Genomic DNA, 20,207 nt, shown 5'->3' on the forward strand with positions numbered 1-20,207 from the left:
TATTTTTACAAGATAAACCTCTAATCATGATGCGAATTCTTGTCGTCGGCCTTTTTGTGCTGGCATCGTTTGGTACATCCCAAAAAACAGAATCACCTTACACTACAACCGGGCGAATCGAAACCACAAAAGACAACAAAGTACTGCTTATAGGATCGGCCTCGTCGGTCAGTTTCAATTTCAGGGGAAGGAATTGCAGCATTTCACTTCAAAACGCCACGGCGAACCACAATTATGTTTCCCTGGAACTCGATGGCGACTATATCGGACGATATCGCATAGAAGCAGGTTCGGCAAAAGACTACAACGTTCCTGTTTCCAAAAATTACAAACAGCACACCTTGCGCATTTTCAAAGCGACCGAAGCAGCAAATGGAGTTGTCGTTTTTAATGGCGCGAAAGCGGAAAACATCACCAAATTCAAAATCGGTACACCAAAAAAAGTTGAATTCATCGGCAATTCCATAACATCGGGAATGGGCAATGACGTACTTCAGGTGCCATGCGATAAAGGCGAGTGGTTCGACCAACACAACGCATATTGGGCGTATGGACCGATTTTGTCACGTTCGCTCAAATTCGATTTTTTATTGAGTTCGGTTTCCGGAATCGGCATTTACAGGAACTGGAACGATGAGAACCAAATCGAACCGATCATGCCCGACGTGTATGAAAACCTTTACCTGAACAAAGACACGTCCAAGAAATTCGATGCGAAATACCAACCCGATTTGGTCAGCATTGGTCTCGGGACTAACGATTTATCCGATGGAGACGGCAGAAAACCGCGCCTTGCGTTCAATGAGAAAAAGTACGTTTCCAATTACGTGAACTTCATCAAAAAAATCTACAAACGCTATCCTAAAACCCGTATCGTATTGCTTACCAGCCCAATGATTTCGGGCAAAAAGAACACCGTTTTGGTCAAATGCCTCAAAGAAGTGATCTCGAATTTCGCTTCAGACAAAACCCACAAGCCCATCGAACTTTTCGAATTCAAACCGATGACACCCCAAGGTTGCGGCAACCACCCCGACATAAACGACCACAGGCAGATGGCCGAACAACTCGAACCCGTATTCAAGCGGCTGCTCGAGCTCAAATGACAATTGCAAACCTCTATAACTTCTAAAAATCATGAAAAAAATGACAATGGCCGCCGCCTTGCTCATCTCTATGGGTATTTGTGCGCAGCAACGGCCGTGGACCGACAAGTCCAAAACGATCGACCAGCGTGTCGATTTGTTGCTCAAGGAAATGACGCTCGAGGAAAAAGTGGGTCAGATGAACCAGTACAACGGTTTCTGGAACGTCACCGGACCGGCACCAAAAGGCGGTAATGCCGAAAAGAAATACGACGACCTCAAAAAAGGCCGCGTCGGATCGATGCTAAACGTAAGAGGCGTCAAAGAAGTGCGCGCCGTGCAGAAAATCGCTGTCGAGCAAAGCCGATTGGGCATTCCGCTTATCATCGGGTTCGACGTGATCCACGGATACAAGACGCTGAGTCCGATACCATTGGCAGAATCGGCGAGTTGGGATCTGGAAGCCATCCGAAAATCGGCTTCGGTCGCTGCCGATGAAGCGTCTGCCGCCGGAATCAACTGGACGTTCGCGCCAATGGTCGACATTTCACGAGACGCCCGATGGGGACGCGTGATGGAAGGTGCAGGCGAAGACACCTATCTCGGTTCGAAAATCGCCGAAGCGCGCGTAAAAGGTTTTCAGGGCGATTTGTCCAAAAACAGCAACATCATCGCATGCGCCAAGCACTTCGCGGCCTATGGTTTTGCAGAAGCCGGACGCGATTACAATACGGTCGACATCGGCAACAACACCTTGTATAATGTCGTATTGCCTCCTTTCAAAGCCGCGAGCGATGCCGGCGCGCGTACGTTTATGAACTCGTTCAACATCCTTAACGGCATGCCCGCAACAGGTAGTAAGTTCCTTCAGCGCGACATCCTTAAAGGAAAATGGGGATTCAAAGGTTTCGTGGTTTCCGATTGGGGTTCGATTGGCGAAATGATCGACCACGGTTACGCCAATAACGGCTACGACGCTGCAATGAAAGCCGTCAATGCGGGTTCGGATATGGACATGGAATCGAACGCTTACGTAGAAAATCTCGTCAAATTGGTTCAAGACAAAAAGGTAGAAGCTTCGGTTATAGACGATGCGGCAAAACGCATCCTTCGCGTGAAGTTCGAGCTCGGTCTTTTCGACGATCCGTATCGCTATTGCGACGAGAAACGCGAAACCACGATCGGACAGAAAGCCAACCGCGACGCCGTTCTCGACATGGCGAAAAAATCGATCGTGCTGCTCAAGAACGACGGCAATCTGCTTCCGCTCAAGAAATCGGGACAAAAAATCGCGCTTATCGGTGCTTTGGCCAACGACAAGAACAGTCCGCTAGGAAGCTGGAGAATCGCTGCCGACGATAATTCGGCCGTTTCGGTTTACGAAGGTCTCAAACAGTACAAAGGCAATTCGCTCGTGTATGAAAAAGGGGCCGATGTTTCTGTGGGCGCAACTTCGTTCACGACAGAAGTCAACATAAACACTACAGACAAAAGCGGTTTCGAAGCCGCCAAAAATGTAGCAAAGTCGGCCGATGTGGTAATCATGGTACTTGGCGAAATCGGATTCCAGAGCGGAGAGGCGAGAAGCCGTACGAATCTTGACCTGCCTGGCGTGCAACAAGAATTGCTCGAGGAAATATTCAAAGTCAACAGAAATATAGTACTCGTGCTTAACAATGGCCGTCCGTTGGTACTAGATTGGGCTAAGGCGAACATTCCGGCGATCGTGGAAGCGTGGCATTTGGGAACCGAAACCGGAAATGCCGTCGCTCAAGTGCTTTACGGCGATTACAATCCGTCAGGAAAATTGACGATGTCGTTCCCGAGAAACGTCGGGCAAGTTCCCATCTATTACAACCAATACAGCACCGGACGTGGCGGAAAGACCGAAACCGTGTTCTGGTCGCATTATTCCGATGTCGATAAAATGCCGCTTTTCCCGTTCGGCTTCGGCCTTAGCTATACCAAATTTGCGTATTCGAACCTCAAGATTGACAAGACTTCGTATAAAAAAGGAGAACCGATAAAAGTTTCGGTAGATGTCAAGAATACAGGCGATTTTGACGGAAAAGAAGTTGTGCAGCTTTACATACATGACGAAGTGGCGAGCTTGGCGCGTCCGGTGAAGGAGTTGAAGGGTTTTGAACTCGTTCCGCTCAAGAAAGGCGAGAGCAAAACGGTTTCATTCACGTTGACCGAAAAAGAGCTCGGATTCTTTGACAACGATGGTAATTTCCTTGTCGAAGCAGGCAGTTTCAAAATTTACGTCGGAACGAACTCCCAAGATGTACTCGAATCCAAATTCGAACTCCAATAAAGAATAAAAAATAAAAGTAAAGAATAAAAAAAGCCCCGATTCAAGTCGGGGCTTTTTGTTATTCGTGAACCGTTTCCTGGTCTTTTTCTTTTTTCTTCTTCTTTTTCTTGCCCGAGCGCAATTCTTCTTTCAACGCGTTGTATTTTTCGAGTTGACCCGGATCCAGAAGCGATTGGATTTCTTTGTCACTTTTTTCGGAAATCAGACGCGCCTCATCCATTTTCTCGGATTCCGGACGCGAATCCTGACGCAAGGCCGTAAGTTGCACCATCTGCTCTTTCAAAATGTTGCGGATGGCCGCTTCCTGTAAACCGTTCAATCCGACGTCGGCCGTGATTTTTTGCATGGTCGTATTGAGCTGTTCCTCTGGTGTAGGGCCTTTGTTCGAGCCTTGCATATCGTGTTGCTGATCAATGGCGTTGATTCCGGTACTGTTTCTTCGAATTTGAGCCGATGCCGAAACTACGCAAAAGAGACAGATCAACAGGGCGAAACGCATTTTCATAAAACTGGATTTGTGGCGAAGGTAAATAAAAATTGATTTGTGCCGATAGACGTTAACATCTTAGTTGGCGAGTCGGGCGTTATAGTTTTTGATGATGTCCAGCAATTCCTTATCGGACGAGAAAACCGTGTTCAAGCCTTGTGGTTCCTGAGGTGGATCGGCCGTAAAAGGATCGCCCGAATTCCATTTGCCTTTTTCGTTTTTTGCAACTCCTTCGCCTCCGAATCCCCAAAAGTTGACACCTTTTAATAGCTCACCATTCTTTTTGCTTTTGGCGAGCCTTTCGAAAAACATCGTATAAAAGGCGTTGCGGCTGTCGGTGTTCGATTTCGGGTCGAGGCTTTCGTCTCGTCGCGGTAGCCCGAATTCCTCAACGACGATCGGTTTTTTGAGGCGCGTCGCCACGGCAATATGTTCTTCCATATACTTGCTGGCCTTTTCGATTGCAACAGGCAACGTGCCTTTTTCATCCTTATGATCGTACCATTGCCAGTTTTTTGGCCAGATGTGCATGGTCAGGTAATCGATTTTGGAATTGTTGTGCGTGCGTTCGAAAGTGTTGATGTCGGCATTCGATCCGGCGCTTCCTTCAGAACCCGTGCAAATCAGGTGGTTTTTGTCTAAACTTTCGATAAGGTCGACCGTTTTGTTGAGCCAATCGGTAAACGCGGCCTCGTTTTCGACCTTAAAAATACGAGGTTCATTGGCGACCTGCCAGGCCATAATCGCCGGATCTGAGGTGTATTTCTTTTTGGTGTAGGTGTTCGTTCGCGTCAAAACTTTGCGGATGTGTTGCTCCAACGCGGATTTGCAAGGCTCGCACGTATGGAATTGGGCCACGTAATCCATAAAGACCTGCCACGTATTTTCGGGCCTGATGTTCGGATTCGGGATTTCGTCTTTTCCATTCCACTCCAGATATTGTGCCATACCGCCGCTCCATTCCCAATTGTTGGTCAGGTAGAGCACGGCTACCATATTGCGTTTTTCCATTTCAGATAGCAAATAGTCGAGCCCGTCGAAAGTTTCGGCATCGTATTGGCCTTGTTTGGGCTGCATGGCGTACGGAACGGTGTAATCGTATGTGCCGCCGTCGGCTCCGACCATGATTCTCAAATTGGTGATGCCGTTCGATTTCATCACGTCGAGTTCACGTTTGAGGCGTTCGCGGTCACCATATTTTTTAGAAGCCAGCAACGCGCCATACCAATAATTGGCTCCGATGTACATATAGGGTTTTCCGTTTTTGACGAATTGGGCGTTTTCGACAGTAACGAATTGTTTTTGGGCGCACAGTTGTGTGCAGATAAAGAACAGTAGAAGGTATTTTTTCATTAGTTGGATTGGTTTCCGTAAAAATAGGAAATCCGATTTGACAAGGCCGAATTTGGTAGTGTCGGTTCTTTGATTTAGTGATAGCATACAAGCCAGTAATTATTAGTTGATGAATCGTATTAGCCAAAATTAAGTTAAAACAAAATATGTAAACTATTGAAAATCAGTATATATAAACAAAAACTGTTTCAACTACGGCCATTATCTATAATAATACAATTAGATTATCTAACGTTGTTAGGTAAATTTGTAACCATCAACTAACAACCATTACCCATGAAATCAATCATAAAAATGCTAGGGCTTTCCATCGGATGTAGCTGTACGCAAATCCACGCACAACAAAACGTCCAAAAAGAATTGCAGAGCGATGACGCGCTGATCCTAACGACCGTCATATCGGACGAAAGCGTCACCGAAACGCCAAGTACGTTGTCCAGTCTTCAGGACATCGGCAAAATCTACGCTTTGTAAGGCTTTTTGGGACCGGGGTTTTTGCTCCGGTTTTTTTATGTCACACTTTGTCGCGCCTGATTATTAGGCTTTTCGTTAGGTCAACGTTAACTTTATGAAAAATTAATCGACCTATGAAAACAACATTACTTTCGGCCTTACTGGCACTTTTTTCATTAACGCTGTTCGGTCAGGAGCCGATAATAGCAGGCGATACGATGTTATGTCCGAATGGCTTCGGAACCGCATACATCGTGACCGATCAAGCGTACGATTCTTACCAATGGCAATATCGCTTTGCGTTCACATCGGATCCTTTCCAGAACATTCCGAATGCGGACGATGCGACGTTCACCTATGATTATTACAATTACAGCGTTACCGAAATCCGCGTGCAGGTCACTTTGGACGGCTCGACATACCAATCGAACGCTTTGTTGATAGACGGTTATGCGTTCCTGCCGATTTTCACGATTCAGTCTTTCGACGAAAACGAAGTCACGATCGACCCGAACAACGGGACGCTTTTGCTTTGCCAAGGCGCATCCATCGAATTTTCGGTAGGCATGCCTTACACGACCAACATTCAATGGTACAACAACGGCAATCCGATTGACGGCGCGACCAACACGACGCTTATCGTGACCCAACCGGGTAATTATTACGTGACGGCCTCGCCCGAAGTATGCCCCGACAGCGAAGATACGTCGCTGCCTACGGCCGTCGGAATGAACCCCGATTGCAACCTTTCTGTAGGAAATCCGGGTGCTGGAATGGCTTTCGGGTTTTATCCTAATCCCGTAAAATCAGAATTGCAGTTCCATTCCGATACGACTATTTCTCAAGTGGATGTATACGATATTACGGGCAAGAAGCTGTTGCAGGCCAAACCGAATTCAAATACAGGCAAAATAGACATGGGCTCTCTGTCTTCGGGCGTTTACATCATGCAGATTACGTCCGATACGCAGCACAAGAACTTGAAATTCATCAAAGACTAAACTTCATCTCAACACGACTATTGTTAAAGGACTGGCCAGACATCTGGCCTTTTCTTTTAGCATTTTGTCCCAATCTTCTACCGATTTTATCTGATCGCTTTTCGCCCACGCGAATCCTGCGAAATATTCGATTTTTTTGTTCGGGTCAAGTAGAATAAGGATGTGATCGGCATCAGGAATTCCTGATCGGATGACTTTCGATTCCGAAATAAGTTTTGGTTTCACGACGATTCCTTCACACAAAAGCGTCCCGTCTATGGTTTCGGCATATCGGAACCAACCGTGTTCGGGATGCGTTTCGACTTGTCCTTTGCCGTCGTGTAATGTGATTCCGACAGTATAATTGGGAATCGCCCGTCCTGACCTATATGATACTTCGAATTTTGAGAAATTGCTGCCCAAATCGAGCGAAATCCGTTTGGTTTCCGAAATACCGAAGCGACCCCAAGGCGCGTATTCGAGTTCGAAAACCGTGCGCAAAGGTCCGGTTGCGATGGTTTTATAATCAATGAAATTTTTTGAAACCTCGAGCGAATCGTTTATCCATATACCCGATCCGCCTGTGCCGCGACTGCCGCCGACGTGATAAGGATCGTAACCTTCACCGCGGTCTTTGTGGTAAAAATTCCCGTCCGAAGCATAACCTGCATACCATTTGTCGATTACCGGTTTTTCGGTGCGTTTGAGCCACACGTCGATGCCGCTCGAAAGCGTGCCGTTGGGCAATTTTTGCTCGACGCGTCTTTGGGCATCGGGTCCGTACGTGCGAAACGCGACTTTGTCGTTTTCCCAGGCGTAATCGTCTGTGCGTTCGGGGACGAATCTCGAGAACGTTTTGATTGCAGACGTCGGAACTGGCTGAGAAACGTCTGCAAAAAGGGTATATGTAGTCTTCGATTTGGCTTTGACATCGGCTTGAAAAAGCAATTCATCAGAAGCGCCGTCCGAATCGTTGTCGATCCATTGCAGCACAAGATTTTGTTTGCCGTCTGAAATGCGGATGTCTTGTTGATTTTTATCCGAAAGGAATTTTGTCAACTCACTCGTCTTGATTCCGACGATTTCCTTTCGCTCGAAGTCCAGTTCGTTCCTGACCTCGACTTTAAGTCGTTGCTGACCAAAAGCGGTTATGAAACTTAACGACGTTAAAATCGATAACACGCTTTTCATTTGCCCGATGCTTTAAGTTTGCGATAGAATTCCTGCAATACGAAAAACGCCTTCTTTTTCTGTCCGTTGTCGGCGATAAGCCCTTTTCTGTTCCAAAGCTGCTGATATAAAGGATTGTTGCGTTTCGGACTTCGGAAATCGCACAAGATCCAAGGCGACAATCCGCTGAAATTATCGGGGAAACGCGAAAACATATCGATTTGCTCCTGATAGTACCATTCCTGGTATTCTTCACTGAAGCGCGTGAGCTTGTCCGCATGGAATCCGGCTTTGGCGTCGGCTCCGGTCTCGCTGATGAAAAACGGTTTGTCGTACTTCACTTCCCACACGGCCGTTTCGCAATCGTTGGGCAAACCGACATACCAACCTAAATATTCATTGACCGAAATAATGTCGGTAAACGCGCCTAACGGATCGTCGATCACGTTCTTGTTGTCTTTGTGGTTCACTTCCAAAGCGGCCGAAACCAAGCGCGAATTGTCGAGAAGTTTGGTTTTTTTGGCCAATGTGCTCATAAAAACGGTGCGTTTTTCGCTCACAGGCGTCTCGTTCCCGACCGACCAAATCACGATAGATGCACGGTTGCGGTCGCGGTCTATCATTTCCTCAAGCTGTTTTTCGGCTTTTTTGAGCACTTCGGGATTCCCGAAATCGATTGTCCAGTACACGGGTATTTCAGACCAAACCAATAATCCCATCTCGTCGGCGAGGCGCGTCATGTTCTCGTTGTGCGGATAATGCGCCAAACGCACCATATTACAACCTAAATCCTTAGCCCAACCGAGCAGTTGTTTGGCGTCGTCAAGGCTGTGCGCGCGTCTTATTTGCTGCGCGATTTCTTCGTGTATCGAAATGCCGCGCATAAAGATCTGCTTGCCGTTGAGTACGATTTTCTTTCCGATGACCTCGATTTTCCTGAAACCGATTTTTTCGCTGATGCGCTGCTTTCCGTTGGTAAAAATCACCTCATACAGCTTCGGATTTTCGGGCGACCAAAGCGAAATATTAGGCGTTTTGAAAGAAAACGCGATGCTGTCGCCTTTGACTGGGAATTCTTTTTTGAGCTTCAATTCCGGGATTTCCACGACGATTTTGGAATCGGCAGACGTATCGAATTTTACGAATCCGCTCAGATCGAAGCTTTTCTTTTTGATCGAAGCCAAAATGTCCTGTTTCTGGTCGACGTGGATATCGTATTGCACGATCGGATTTTTAGGTACGATCACGAGTTTCACATCGCGTGTGATGCCGCCGTAATTCCACCAATCGGTGTTCAACGTCGGGATTTCGTCCGAATGCCGCTTGTTGTCGACCTTCACGACGAGAAAATTGCCTTTTTCCTGTAACAGATTCGTCGGAATTTTGAAGTTGAACGCCGTAAATCCGCCCTTGTGCGTTCCCAGTTTCTTTCCGTTGAGATACACATGAGCCTCGTAATTTACGCCCGCGAAATACAGATAAACTTGTTCATTGTCAGACAATTGAGGCTTTTCGAACTCGCGTTGGTACCAAACCGTACCTTCGTAATGCAGGAATTGCCTGTCCTGGGAATTCCAGTCGCCGGGCACGTTGAGGCTGTTTTCGTCTGTGTACGTATGTTCGATCAGGTCGGTCTTTGCCTTTTGTTCGTTGCGGTTCCAATAGGCCGAGCGATCGTCTTCCTTGCGTTCCTTGTAGCGGTAATCGTAAAATCCGGTTTCGTAAGTGTCGATGATGTAATGCCATTTTCCGTTAAGCGAAACGTTTTTGCGGCCGTCGGTATTCGTAAGCAATGCGTCTTGAGAAAGAACGGTCATCGATACGAAAAGACTCAAAATAAGTGCGATCTGTTTCATCTCAATACGATTTATAGCGTTTCATGGCTTCGATCAAATAATAATCGCCATACGTCAAAGGCGTGTCGATTTCGGTTTTGTTGGGCATGTTGCCGACGCCGTGTTTGAGCAGATAACCGCCATTTTCACCGACTTTGGCGAAATATTCGGGTGTCAGCAAAGTAGCAAGCATCGTTTCTGCGGAATTGAAATACGTTTTCGATTTTTCGTTGTCGGAATATTTCGAAAGCTCAAGTAGGGCAGAGGCGATGATCGCACCCGCCGACGAATCGCGTAAAGCATTCGGAACTCCTGGCGCGTTGAAATCCCAAAACGGAACTTTGTCTTTCGGAAGGTTCGGCTGGTTCAGGATGAAATCGGCTATGTGTTGCGCCTGCTGCAGGTATTTCTTGTCTTTGGTTTCTCGGTACATGAGCGTGTAGCCATACAATCCCCATGCTTGTCCGCGCGCCCATGCCGATTCGTCGAACGCGCCTTGATTGGTGATCTGCCGGTGTACTTTGCCGTCATTCAAACCATAAACGACCACATGATACGAACTGTAATCGGGACGGAAATGATTCTTCATCGTCGTATCGGCATGGCGCGTTGCGATTTTATAGTAAGTACTGTCGCCGCTGTGTCGCGTGGCCCAAAAGAGCAATTCGAGGTTCATCATGTTGTCGATGATCACGGGCATTTCGTCTTTGGCGGCTTTGTTCCATGGCGCGCTGTCCCAAGATCTGATGCAGCCGGCTTTTTCGTTGAAACGCGTGCTCAACGATTTGGCGCTGTTCATCAAAATCTGTTCGTATTCGGGTTTTGGAGTCAGGCGTTCGGCGTTTGCGAAACTGCAGAACATCATAAAACCGAGGTCGTGCGTCGTTTTGTTGAATTGTTCTTTTTTGAGGTCAGAAAGGAAATCGAGTGCTTCTTTTTTAAGTTGCGGATTCGGTTTGGCCTCGTCCAGATATAGCAAAGTGCCCGGATAGAAGCCGCTGCACCACCAACCCGAGTCGCTGGTTTCGAGTTTTCCGTTCACGAATGTCTTCGGATAAGCGCCGGGTTCGACCTGAGTCGCAAGGAAAGCGTACTGTTTTTGTGCAGTCCCGATCGCATCGCCAATAGACTTGTCGAGCTTTTTCTGGCCGAACGCTGTATGGATGCACAGCGCGCTCATGGCCAATAGGAGTTTTGTCGTCATTGTAGTTGTTTTTTAGAGGTTGCCGAGGTTGGCCTTGTAAATATCCGTCATTTTTATTGAAAATAGAAGTGTCTTCTTACATCGTGCGCGTAGAAAAAGTGAAAAAACCTTCCAAATAAAATCGGTGAAATGCACTAGAAATCAGTCGAAATACACCTTTACAATTCGTTAATGATAGCATAATTTTTTATGACGATTAGCTCGAAATCAGCCTTCTACTTTTGCCCGTAATAAATAGGCAAAGAATGAAACCATCTCTATCTCAGGTTTTTATAAAATTCTGTTTTTCAGCACTGTTACTTTTGGCTTTCCATATGTCGCAGGCGCAAATCGCCTCCTGGACATACGAACCTTATCAAGGCACGCTCAACAATCCGACGCCTAATACGGGAAGCGGTTCTTCGGCCGTCGTCAACAACGGTGGCGGAACGATTGGCATCCAAATCCGCACGGGAATGGCCGGAACGGGTTGCGGAGCGCAAAACGGTTCGAACGCCTGGGCCATGGAACCTTTCGATCCCGGAAGTTCGAACGAAGCCAATGGCGTGCAGTTTTCGGCATCGACCGTCGGCTATCAAAATATCAATTTCACTTGGGACCAACGCTGGTCGAATACGGCTCCGAATACGGTACGACTTCAATACACGCTCAACGGCTCGACGTGGACTAATTTTACGATGACGGCCGCGAACACCACATTCTGTAACGGTTCGATCAACAACGGGCGCTTTCAGACGAACACTTCGGGCGACCAATACCGACGCATCAGCGTAAACCTTTCTGCCATTACGGGAGCGAACAACAACGCCGATTTCGGAGTGCGTCTCATGGCGGCTTATTACCAGGCGACCACCGAATTCAGACGCACCGACGATCCTACGCTAACCGCAGGAACGGCCGGGACATGGCGTTTCGACAACGTCGCGATCACGGGAACGGTTTTGCCAGGCCCGACGGCCTCGGTAATGAGCGGTACGACTTCGATCTGTATCGGCGGTTCGGCCAACATCAAAGTACAGATTACGGGCGGAACAGGTCCGTACACGTTGGTGTATACGAACGGGACGACCAATTTTACCGTGAACAATTATGCGAGCAATGCCAATATTTCGGTTTCGCCTACATCGACGACCACGTATTCGATCGTTTCGGTAACGGCTGCGAACGGTGCGGTGGGAACTGGCAATTCGGGTGCTGCGGTGATTACCGTGAATCCGTTGCCGACCGTGAGCGCTACCAACATTACGACCTGCTCGACGGGAGCCGTCACGCTTACCGGCGGAAGTCCCGCAGGCGGAACGTATAGCATCGCCAATCCGTATTCAGGTCCGTCGACGACTTTTACCTATACGTACACCAATGCAAACGGTTGTACAAAGACCAGTGCGACCTATACTTTTACGCGCAACACCGCACCGGCGATAAGCGCGCAGCCTTCGGCAATTCCGCAATCGACATGTCAGAATACTGCATTTTCGGCGATTTCGGTTGGTGCAACGGGAACGGGATTGTCGTACCAATGGTATTCGAATACGACGGCCGCGACTTCTGGCGGAACACCTCTTACTTCGGCCGCACAAATCGCGAACGGATCGCAAACTGCTTCATACACGCCATTGTCGACTACAGTCGGAACATTGTATTTCTATTGCATCATAAGCGGAACCTGTACGCCAGCCGCAAAAACGTCGATATCTGGAGCGTTTTCTGTGATTCCGGGAACGGTCGCAGGAACAGTTTCTTCAGACCAAACGATTTGTGCCGGAACGCTTGCCGCCGATCTTAACCTGACGGGACACAACGGAACTATCGTCAAATGGCAAAAAGCCGATGACGTTTCGTTTATCACGAACGTTTCCGATATCGCCAATAACACCGCCACACTTCCCGCTTTGACCATTGGCGCACTTACCCAAACTGCCTATTTCCGTGCCGTGGTTCAAAATGCAACGTGTACTACGGAGTTCTCGAATGCGGTCGAAATCGCGATCAGATCGACTACCTGGAACGGCACATCCTGGAGCAACGGCGCGCCCGACGGTACGCAAACCATCATTTTCAACGGCAATTACATTTCAAGCGGCGATTTGAAGGGTTGTTCGGCCATCGTGAATTCGGGCAACGTCAATTTCCAGCCCGACGACACCTTGACTTTGCTCAACGGACTGACCGTCAATTCCGGGACGCTGACCTTCGAGAACAATGCGAGCCTCGTGCAAACCAACGACGTCGCGAATTCGGGCGCGATTTTTTACAAACGCGACACGACGCCGATCCGAAAGTTCGACTTCACGTATTGGTCGTCTCCGGTCCAAAACCAATTGTTGATCGGGGTTTCGCCTTTGACGCGCCAGGACAAGTTCTTTTGGTTCGACGCCAATGTTTATAACTGGATCATGGCCAATCCGAATACGACCTTGATGCAACCTGGGATAGGCTATATTTTCCGCGGCCCGGATGATTACGACCAGAATTTCCCGGTGGTTTATCATGCCGCATTCAACGGAGTTCCGAACAACGGCGAGTACACGGTTCCGGTTTTTGTAAACGGTACGAACGATTTCAATCTTTTGGGAAATCCTTATCCGAGCGCTTTGGATGCCGATCTTTTCATGTCCGATCCAGACAACGCGGCTTCGCTAGGAACGGGAACTACGATTTACCTGTGGACGCACAATACCGCCGTGACCGATTTTGAGTACGTTTTCAGCGATTATGCGACTTACAATTATACGGGCGGCACCGGAACGGCACCGTCATCGGGTGCGAACAACAACATCCCGAACGGGTTCATCGCCTCTGGCCAATCGTTCTTTATCCAAGGCATTGCCACGGGTACGGCCAAATTCAAGAATTCGATGCGTGTTTCGGGCAACAACGACCAGTTTTACAAGAATGCCGCCGTTCAAAAAGACCGTTTCTGGCTCGAATTCAAAAATGGACAAGGCGTTTACAAACAGGCGCTTTTGGGCTATATGCCAAATGCCACCAACGGATTTGACAACGGATTCGATGGCTTGCTGTTCGAAAGCGGCATTACGAGCAATTTCTACTTTGTAAGCGGCGAGAACAGATTTTCGATCGAAGGTCGTGCCTGGCCGTTGCAAACTTCCGATATAGTGCCTTTGGGCTATAGAGCGAGTGTATCGGGCACTTTCGAAATTGATTTGATGAAAACCGAAGGCATATTCGACAATCAGGAGGTTTTCCTTGAAGATCTATCGCTTGGCGTCATCCACAATCTTAAGGACGCTGTGTATTCGTTTTCGACGGAAGCGGGCACTTTCGACAATCGTTTTCGCATCCGTTATTCCGATTCGGCTCTCGGAAATCCAGATGGCATTTCAAAACAGGATATCGTAGTGTTCAAGCAAGATGGAAACGCCGTCGTGAAAGCTTCGGGAATCGATTTGCGTGACGTTGCGGTGTTCGATCTAAACGGAAAAAAACTCATCGAATTCATCAACCTGTCCTCGAATGAACTGTCTTTCCCGTTCGAATTGCGCAACCAGGTGGTCTTTTTCCAGATTACGACTTCTAGAGGAGAAATCGTGTCGAGAAAAGTGCTTTTCTGATACTTGTGATTAACTGAAATATCGACGAAATACACAATAAGACGGCCAAATGCAAGGGCGCTTTTTGTTAACGAACGCATAACCATTTCTTGCAGCCTAAGGGTTTCAAACCCAATACTTTTAAAAATTCAAAACAATAAACAATAACTCTGATGGAATTAAAATTACCCGATTCGGAACCGAATCCAAATTTCTCTCGGAACGGTTTTCACAACGCCTTTTGGTTCGTGAAAATCGACCGACTCAAAAGCTGGCATAGTTTTTTTATGTGTTGTATGATGTTGTCGATATCGGCTTTTGGGCCAAAGGCTTCGGCACAAACGCCTCTCGTACCCGGAGATGTAGCTGTCATTGCGTTGAATCCGGCGACGACCGATGCTTTTGCGTTGGTGCTTCTAAAAGACATCCAGCAAAATACCGTGATCAACGTGACCGATAACGGGATGACATCGACCACTGCCGGAAGAACCGGAGAAGGTTTCATTACCTACACCGCGCCCGGAGCGAGAACCGCGGGAACGGTTTTGGTATGGACAGCCGGGATGAGCGTTACAGGAACGGGCTGGAACAGCAGCTCGCCCGCGAATTTCGCGTTAAACAATTCAGGCGAGCAATTGTTCGTTTTTCAAGGAAGTACCGCGAACTGGGCCAGCCAATCTGGAATTACGTTGATTTATGGAGTCAATTTCGGTGCGGCGTTGGCCACTTCGGGTTCAGGAAGTTCTTCCACGACTTATGCGCCAGACGATTTGACTACGGGAACTACCTTTTTGAATTTCCCTTCCGCAACTTACGGAAATGCGTATTTCGCCAACCAAAATACCTCTACATCAAGCGTCACGGTTTCCGGTACGCCTGCACAACTTTTGGCATTGTTCGCCAACTCGGCCAAATGGTTCGGGAATTCGGGAACGACGACTACATTCCCGACTTGGAATATCACCGTTTCGAGCGCCGCGGCGGTTTCGGCCACAGGAACTTTGGCGGGTGTGAACACGATTTACGGAACGGCTTCATCGGCTACTTCTTTCACCGCTTCGGGAACAGGACTTTCGGCCAATATTACCGTAACGCCTCCGACCGGATTCGAGGTTTCGAGAACATCGGGAACTTCAGGTTTCGCAGCTACTCAAACGCTTACGCAATCGGGTGGGAACGTAGCCAACACCACGATTTGGGTGCGTTTGAAATCGACGACTACTGCAGGAATATATAACGGGAACGTAACGCTCGTTTCGGGCGTCGCATCGACTACAAAAGCAGTCCCGAACAGTACGGTTTCGGCCAAAACGATTACAGTATCCGGAGCTTCGGCCCAAAATAAAGTATACGACCGCACGACGACGGCAACCATTACGGGCGCAACCGCAAACGGATTGGTCAACGGAGACGTGATTACCGTCAGCGGAAACGGAACTTTTTCTGATTTCCTTGTCGAAAACGGCAAATCGGTAACGGCTTCATTAACGTTGAGCGGAACGAACGCGACAAGTTATACGCTCACGCAGCCTTCTGGCTTGACCGCGGACATTACGGCTAAAGATATTACGCTTACTTCTGTTACCGTAAACGATAAAACGTACGATGGCAGCACAGAAGCGACTTTGAACGCTATCTTGAACGGTGTGATTTCTCCCGATGAAGTGTTGTTGAATCCATCGGCTACTTTCGCAAGTGCGTTTGTAGGAACGGATATCGCCGTCACTTCTGCATCTTCTGTTTTCGGTGCCGATGCCGCCAACTACAACCTCGTCCAGCCGACCGGATTGTCTGCAGACATCACGGCCAAAGCCTTGACGATCGAGAACGCGACTGCCCAAAACAAAGTTTTCGACGGCAATACGAACGCTGTGATAACCGGAACGCTTCTAGGTGTGATCGCACCCGATGAAGTGACGCTTGTCGCACAAGGAACATTCGCTTCGCCAAACGTCGGGCTCAATATCGCGGTGACTTCTACGAGTTTCATCACGGGTGATATCGCCAACTATACGCTGACGCAACCGACAGGTTTGACCGCAAATATTTCGGCAGACGAATTGCAGGCCCAGACCATCACATTCGATGCATTGGCCAACATGACTTACGGAGACGCCAACTTCAACCTTACGGCTACGGCAAGTTCTAATTTGACGGTTTCTTACGAAAGCTCGGATGAGAACGTGGCCACGGTTTCCGGGAATGTAGTGACGATCCACAATGCGGGAACGACTACGATCACGGCTACGCAATCGGGCGATTTGACCTATGATTCGGCCGAACCGGTAGCCCAGATTCTAACCGTTTTGCCTAAAGAATTGACCGTGGCTTCGGCTTCGGCACAAGATAAAATGTACGACGGGAATACGAATTCCGTGGTTTCGGGAACACTTTCGGGAATCGTCGGATCGGATGACGTGACGCTCGCAGGAAGCGGGACTTTCGCGCAAACTACAGTAGGAACGGATATCGCGGTTACATCGACATCGTCTTTGCAAGGTTCGGCGATCGCGAATTACACGCTTTCTCAACCGACCGGATTGACAGCCGATATCACGACAAAAAACCTTACGGTACAAAATGCCGTCGCCAACGATAAAGTTTACGATGCTACCGATGCCGCAACGATCAGCGGCGGCGATTTGATCGGAGTCGTGAACTCGGACGACGTTTCGCTTTCTGGTTTCGAAGGTACGTTCGCTACTGTTGACGTGGCCGATAACATCGCCGTCACTTCGAACTTGACACTCCAAGGAAGCGCGGCTTTCAATTATACGTTGGAACAGCCTTCTGACCTTACTGCCGACATCACGCCGTTGGCCGTGACGGTTTCAGGCTTGTCTGCGAACAATAAAGTATACGACAGGACTACGGTTGCGACGCTTTCGGGAACTCCGGAAATCCTCGGGTTGCTCAATGAAGACGTTGTAACCGTTTCAGGAACGCCTACGGCGACTTTCAACAACAAGAACGTCGGGACTGCAAAACCGATTACTGTTGTGGGCTATACGCTTAGCGGTGCACAATCGGGTAATTATTCGATTACGCAACCGACCGACATCACTGCCGATATTACCGTAGCTTCGGTTACGATCACAAACGCCCAAGCCGTTGATAAACCATACGACGGAACTACCGTTGCCACGATTACGGGAACGCTTTCGGGCGTGATTTCTCCTGATGTCGTGACGTTGAATGGAACTGGAGTTTTCGCACAAGCGGCTATCGGTGCAGACATCGCCGTGACGTCTACTGCGACTTTATCAGGCGCTGACGGACCGAACTACATCATCGATCCGCAACCTGCAGGATTGTCGGCTGATATTTTGGAAGGCCCGTCGGTTTTGGCCGTAGGCGACATTTCACTGCTCGGTTTCCAATTGAACGCGCCCGATACGTTCGCGTTCGTGACTTGGGTCGATTTGTCGAACAACACCATCATCAAATTCACCGACAATGCTTTCCTTTCGTCGAATTCGTCTAACGCGGCCAATAACGCAAGAGGCGGAGAGAATTTCGTGATCTGGAGAAACAACGGAGGTATCATTCCTGCGGGAACTGTCGTGCGCATTTTCGACAACAACGGAACGGCTTCGGCTTCTGCGGGAACGATCGTTTCGGGCAACCTCGACGGATTGTCGGCCAGCGGTGATAACATTTTCGCGTATCAAGGTGCGGCGACTTCGGGTTCGAACCCGGATTTCAGCACGAACTCGAATCCGACGACATTCAACGGAACGCTGCTTTACGGAATGTACATGCAAGGTTCTAGCGGACAATCGACTTGGATGACATCGGGTACGGCTTCTTCGAACTCATCGTATTTGCCTTCTCAATTGAACGTTTCGGGTGGCAATATTGCCATCGGGAGTTCGGCTTCACGTGCACAATACAACGGCTCAAGAACCAACCAGCCTACGTTCGCGGCTTATAAGGCATTGGTGAACAATTCTGCAAACTGGACGATCGCTTCAGGTTCGGGAACGACTACGATCAGTACGACGCCGTTTACGTTGGTAACCGGTCCTACGGCTTCCGTGCTTTCAGGAAACGCGACGATCTGTTCAGGCCAGAACGCTTCGATAAGTGTTGCGGTTACAGGCGGGACAGCTCCATTTACGGTAGTTTATACAGACGGGACGAATCCGTTCACGGTCAATGCCTACGTCAGCGGAAGCGCTATTACCGTAGCTCCGACCGCTTCGACTACGTATACCATAGTTTCTGTTACCGATGCGAATGCCATTGCCGGAACAAACAATAGCGGAAGCGCCGACATTACCGTCAACCAGCTTTATGCGTTCTATGCCGACGCCGATGGTGACGGTTACGGAACCGGAAATGCCGTACAGGTTTGCGCAGCCGATGCCAACACGCCTCCGAGCGGATATTCCGTAAACAACACCGACTGTAACGACGCTGTGGCGGCCGTACATCCGAATGCGACTGAAATTGCCTATAACGGAGTTGACGACGACTGCGACGGAACGATCGATGAAGGCAGCCAAGTTTTCTCACAAGTATTGCCTGCACAATGCGGAACGACTTTGGCTACGATTTCTTCTGTGATCGGTGCGGTGAATTATGCGACGGCTGTAGACGGTTACCGTTTCAAGGTCGTGAATTCGACTACTTTGGCCGAACAGGTCGTCGACCGCAACGTACCGAACTTCCAGCTTACGGACTTGCCGACATACGATTACGCTACAACCTATATCATTTCGGTACAGCTTAGAAGAAACGGCCAATGGCTCAACTATTATGGTCCGACTTGCCAAGTTTCTACGCCTGCCATCCTTGACCAAGGCGGATCGGCAGCGATTACACCATCGCAATGTGGCATCGTGTTGCCGAGCATCAGTACGCTGATCGCAACGACAAGCCTTCCGGGTGTGACGGCTTACCGTTTCCGCGTGACCGATACGCAAACCAACGCCCAACAGGTAATCGACCGTAATTATCACTGGTTCTCTCTGACGATGCTTTCGTCTTATCTGTACGGAAGAACGTATGCTGTAGAAGTTGCCGTGAAGACCAACGGACAGTTCTCGGGTTACGGACAGCCATGTCAGGTGACGGCTCCGGCCATTCCTCAATTGGCAAATTGCGGTGCGGTGATCGCGACTACGGGTACTTTGATACATACGACAAGTTTGAACCGCGTGACTTCGTATCGTTTCCAGTTGACGAACATGACGACGTTCGAAACCACGTTGATCGATCGCTCACAGCATTATTTCTCATTCAGCAACGTACCGAACTTTGTACCTGGCGCACAATACAGCGTAAGCGTGGCCATCATGACGGCCGGCGGATGGTCTGATTTCAGCGAAGCTTGTACGATAACGGCTCCAGGAGCTGCAAGGGCTATCGCAAAAGAAGAAACGGCTGCAGTTGCGACGAATTTCCGCGCGGTGGTTTATCCGAACCCATATACCGAAAGCTTTGCTATCGATATGGATACGGATTCGAACGATAAGATTTCGGTCAAAGTTTACGACATGATCGGAAAGCTCGTCGAAGAAAGAGAATTCGCATCGGATGTAATCGAAGTACAACAATTCGGCGAAAGATATCCGTCGGGCGTGTACAACGTGATCGCATCTCAAGGCGCGTCGTTGAAGACACTTCGCGTGATCAAACGATAATTATTTTCATTCGTTTTTTGGAAAAGGCCTCCCGATCGCGGAGGTCTTTTTTTATTAGCCGAAACGCGCAATAATTACTTGTCCTAGTTCAATGCACGGCACGCGATACAGACGTAATTTT

General features: G+C 48.7%; 11 protein-coding genes. 6 read left to right on the top strand and 5 right to left on the bottom strand.

The genetic code is table 11. The annotated features are described in order from the left end of the window. Positions 1–26: 26 nt before the first annotated feature. Entirely contained in the window at positions 27–1,106 is a 1,080-nt protein-coding gene (locus tag HZF10_RS14900) for an SGNH/GDSL hydrolase family protein (protein ID WP_246282626.1), read from the top strand. 31 nt (positions 1,107–1,137) lie between these two features. Further along, positions 1,138–3,402: a beta-glucosidase BglX gene (gene bglX, locus HZF10_RS14905; protein ID WP_176007023.1), complete on the top strand. Its 2,265-nt coding sequence runs from the start codon at positions 1,138–1,140 to the stop codon at positions 3,400–3,402. A gap of 58 nt (positions 3,403–3,460) precedes the next feature. Here bglX and HZF10_RS14910 read toward each other — a convergent pair whose 3' ends face one another. Together HZF10_RS14910 and HZF10_RS14915 are read right to left on the bottom strand one after the other, a co-directional pair. After that, positions 3,461–3,907, bottom strand: a complete 447-nt coding sequence (locus HZF10_RS14910; protein ID WP_176007024.1) for a hypothetical protein — start codon at positions 3,905–3,907, stop codon at positions 3,461–3,463. 60 nt (positions 3,908–3,967) lie between these two features. After that, positions 3,968–5,242: a glycoside hydrolase 5 family protein gene (locus HZF10_RS14915; RefSeq protein ID WP_176007025.1), complete on the bottom strand. Its 1,275-nt coding sequence runs from the start codon at positions 5,240–5,242 to the stop codon at positions 3,968–3,970. Positions 5,243–5,518: 276 nt separating this feature from the next. On the opposite strand from HZF10_RS14915, the gene HZF10_RS14920 reads away from it, so the two are divergent. Together HZF10_RS14920 and HZF10_RS14925 are read left to right on the top strand one after the other, a co-directional pair. Continuing rightward, on the top strand, positions 5,519–5,716 hold the full coding sequence (locus HZF10_RS14920; RefSeq protein ID WP_176007026.1) for a hypothetical protein: 198 nt from the start codon (positions 5,519–5,521) through the stop codon (positions 5,714–5,716). Between the two features lie 113 nt (positions 5,717–5,829). Continuing rightward, complete coding sequence (locus HZF10_RS14925) at positions 5,830–6,696, top strand: T9SS type A sorting domain-containing protein (protein ID WP_176007027.1); 867 nt, start codon at positions 5,830–5,832, stop codon at positions 6,694–6,696. A gap of 3 nt (positions 6,697–6,699) precedes the next feature. Here HZF10_RS14925 and HZF10_RS14930 read toward each other — a convergent pair whose 3' ends face one another. From HZF10_RS14930 to HZF10_RS14940, 3 genes are read right to left on the bottom strand one after another with little or no spacing between them, the layout of a single operon-like run. Further along, positions 6,700–7,866, bottom strand: a complete 1,167-nt coding sequence (locus HZF10_RS14930; RefSeq protein WP_176007028.1) for a BT3233 family polysaccharide utilization protein — start codon at positions 7,864–7,866, stop codon at positions 6,700–6,702. Beyond that, entirely contained in the window at positions 7,863–9,701 is a 1,839-nt protein-coding gene (locus tag HZF10_RS14935; RefSeq protein WP_176007029.1) for a glycoside hydrolase family 2 protein, read from the bottom strand. The genes HZF10_RS14930 and HZF10_RS14935 overlap by 4 nt, the downstream gene beginning before the upstream one ends. A gap of 1 nt (position 9,702) precedes the next feature. Then, on the bottom strand, positions 9,703–10,884 hold the full coding sequence (locus HZF10_RS14940; RefSeq protein WP_176007030.1) for a glycoside hydrolase family 76 protein: 1,182 nt from the start codon (positions 10,882–10,884) through the stop codon (positions 9,703–9,705). Positions 10,885–11,129: 245 nt separating this feature from the next. On the opposite strand from HZF10_RS14940, the gene HZF10_RS14945 reads away from it, so the two are divergent. Further along, on the top strand, positions 11,130–14,459 hold the full coding sequence (locus HZF10_RS14945; RefSeq protein ID WP_176007031.1) for a RemA C-terminal-like gliding motility protein: 3,330 nt from the start codon (positions 11,130–11,132) through the stop codon (positions 14,457–14,459). Between the two features lie 152 nt (positions 14,460–14,611). After that, a complete protein-coding gene (locus HZF10_RS14950; protein ID WP_176007032.1) occupies positions 14,612–20,086 on the top strand; it encodes a YDG domain-containing protein in 5,475 nt (1,824 codons plus the stop codon). Positions 20,087–20,207 lie beyond the last annotated feature (121 nt).

This window comes from Flavobacterium agri (assembly GCF_013401995.1).
Lineage (GTDB): Bacteria > Bacteroidota > Bacteroidia > Flavobacteriales > Flavobacteriaceae > Flavobacterium > Flavobacterium agri.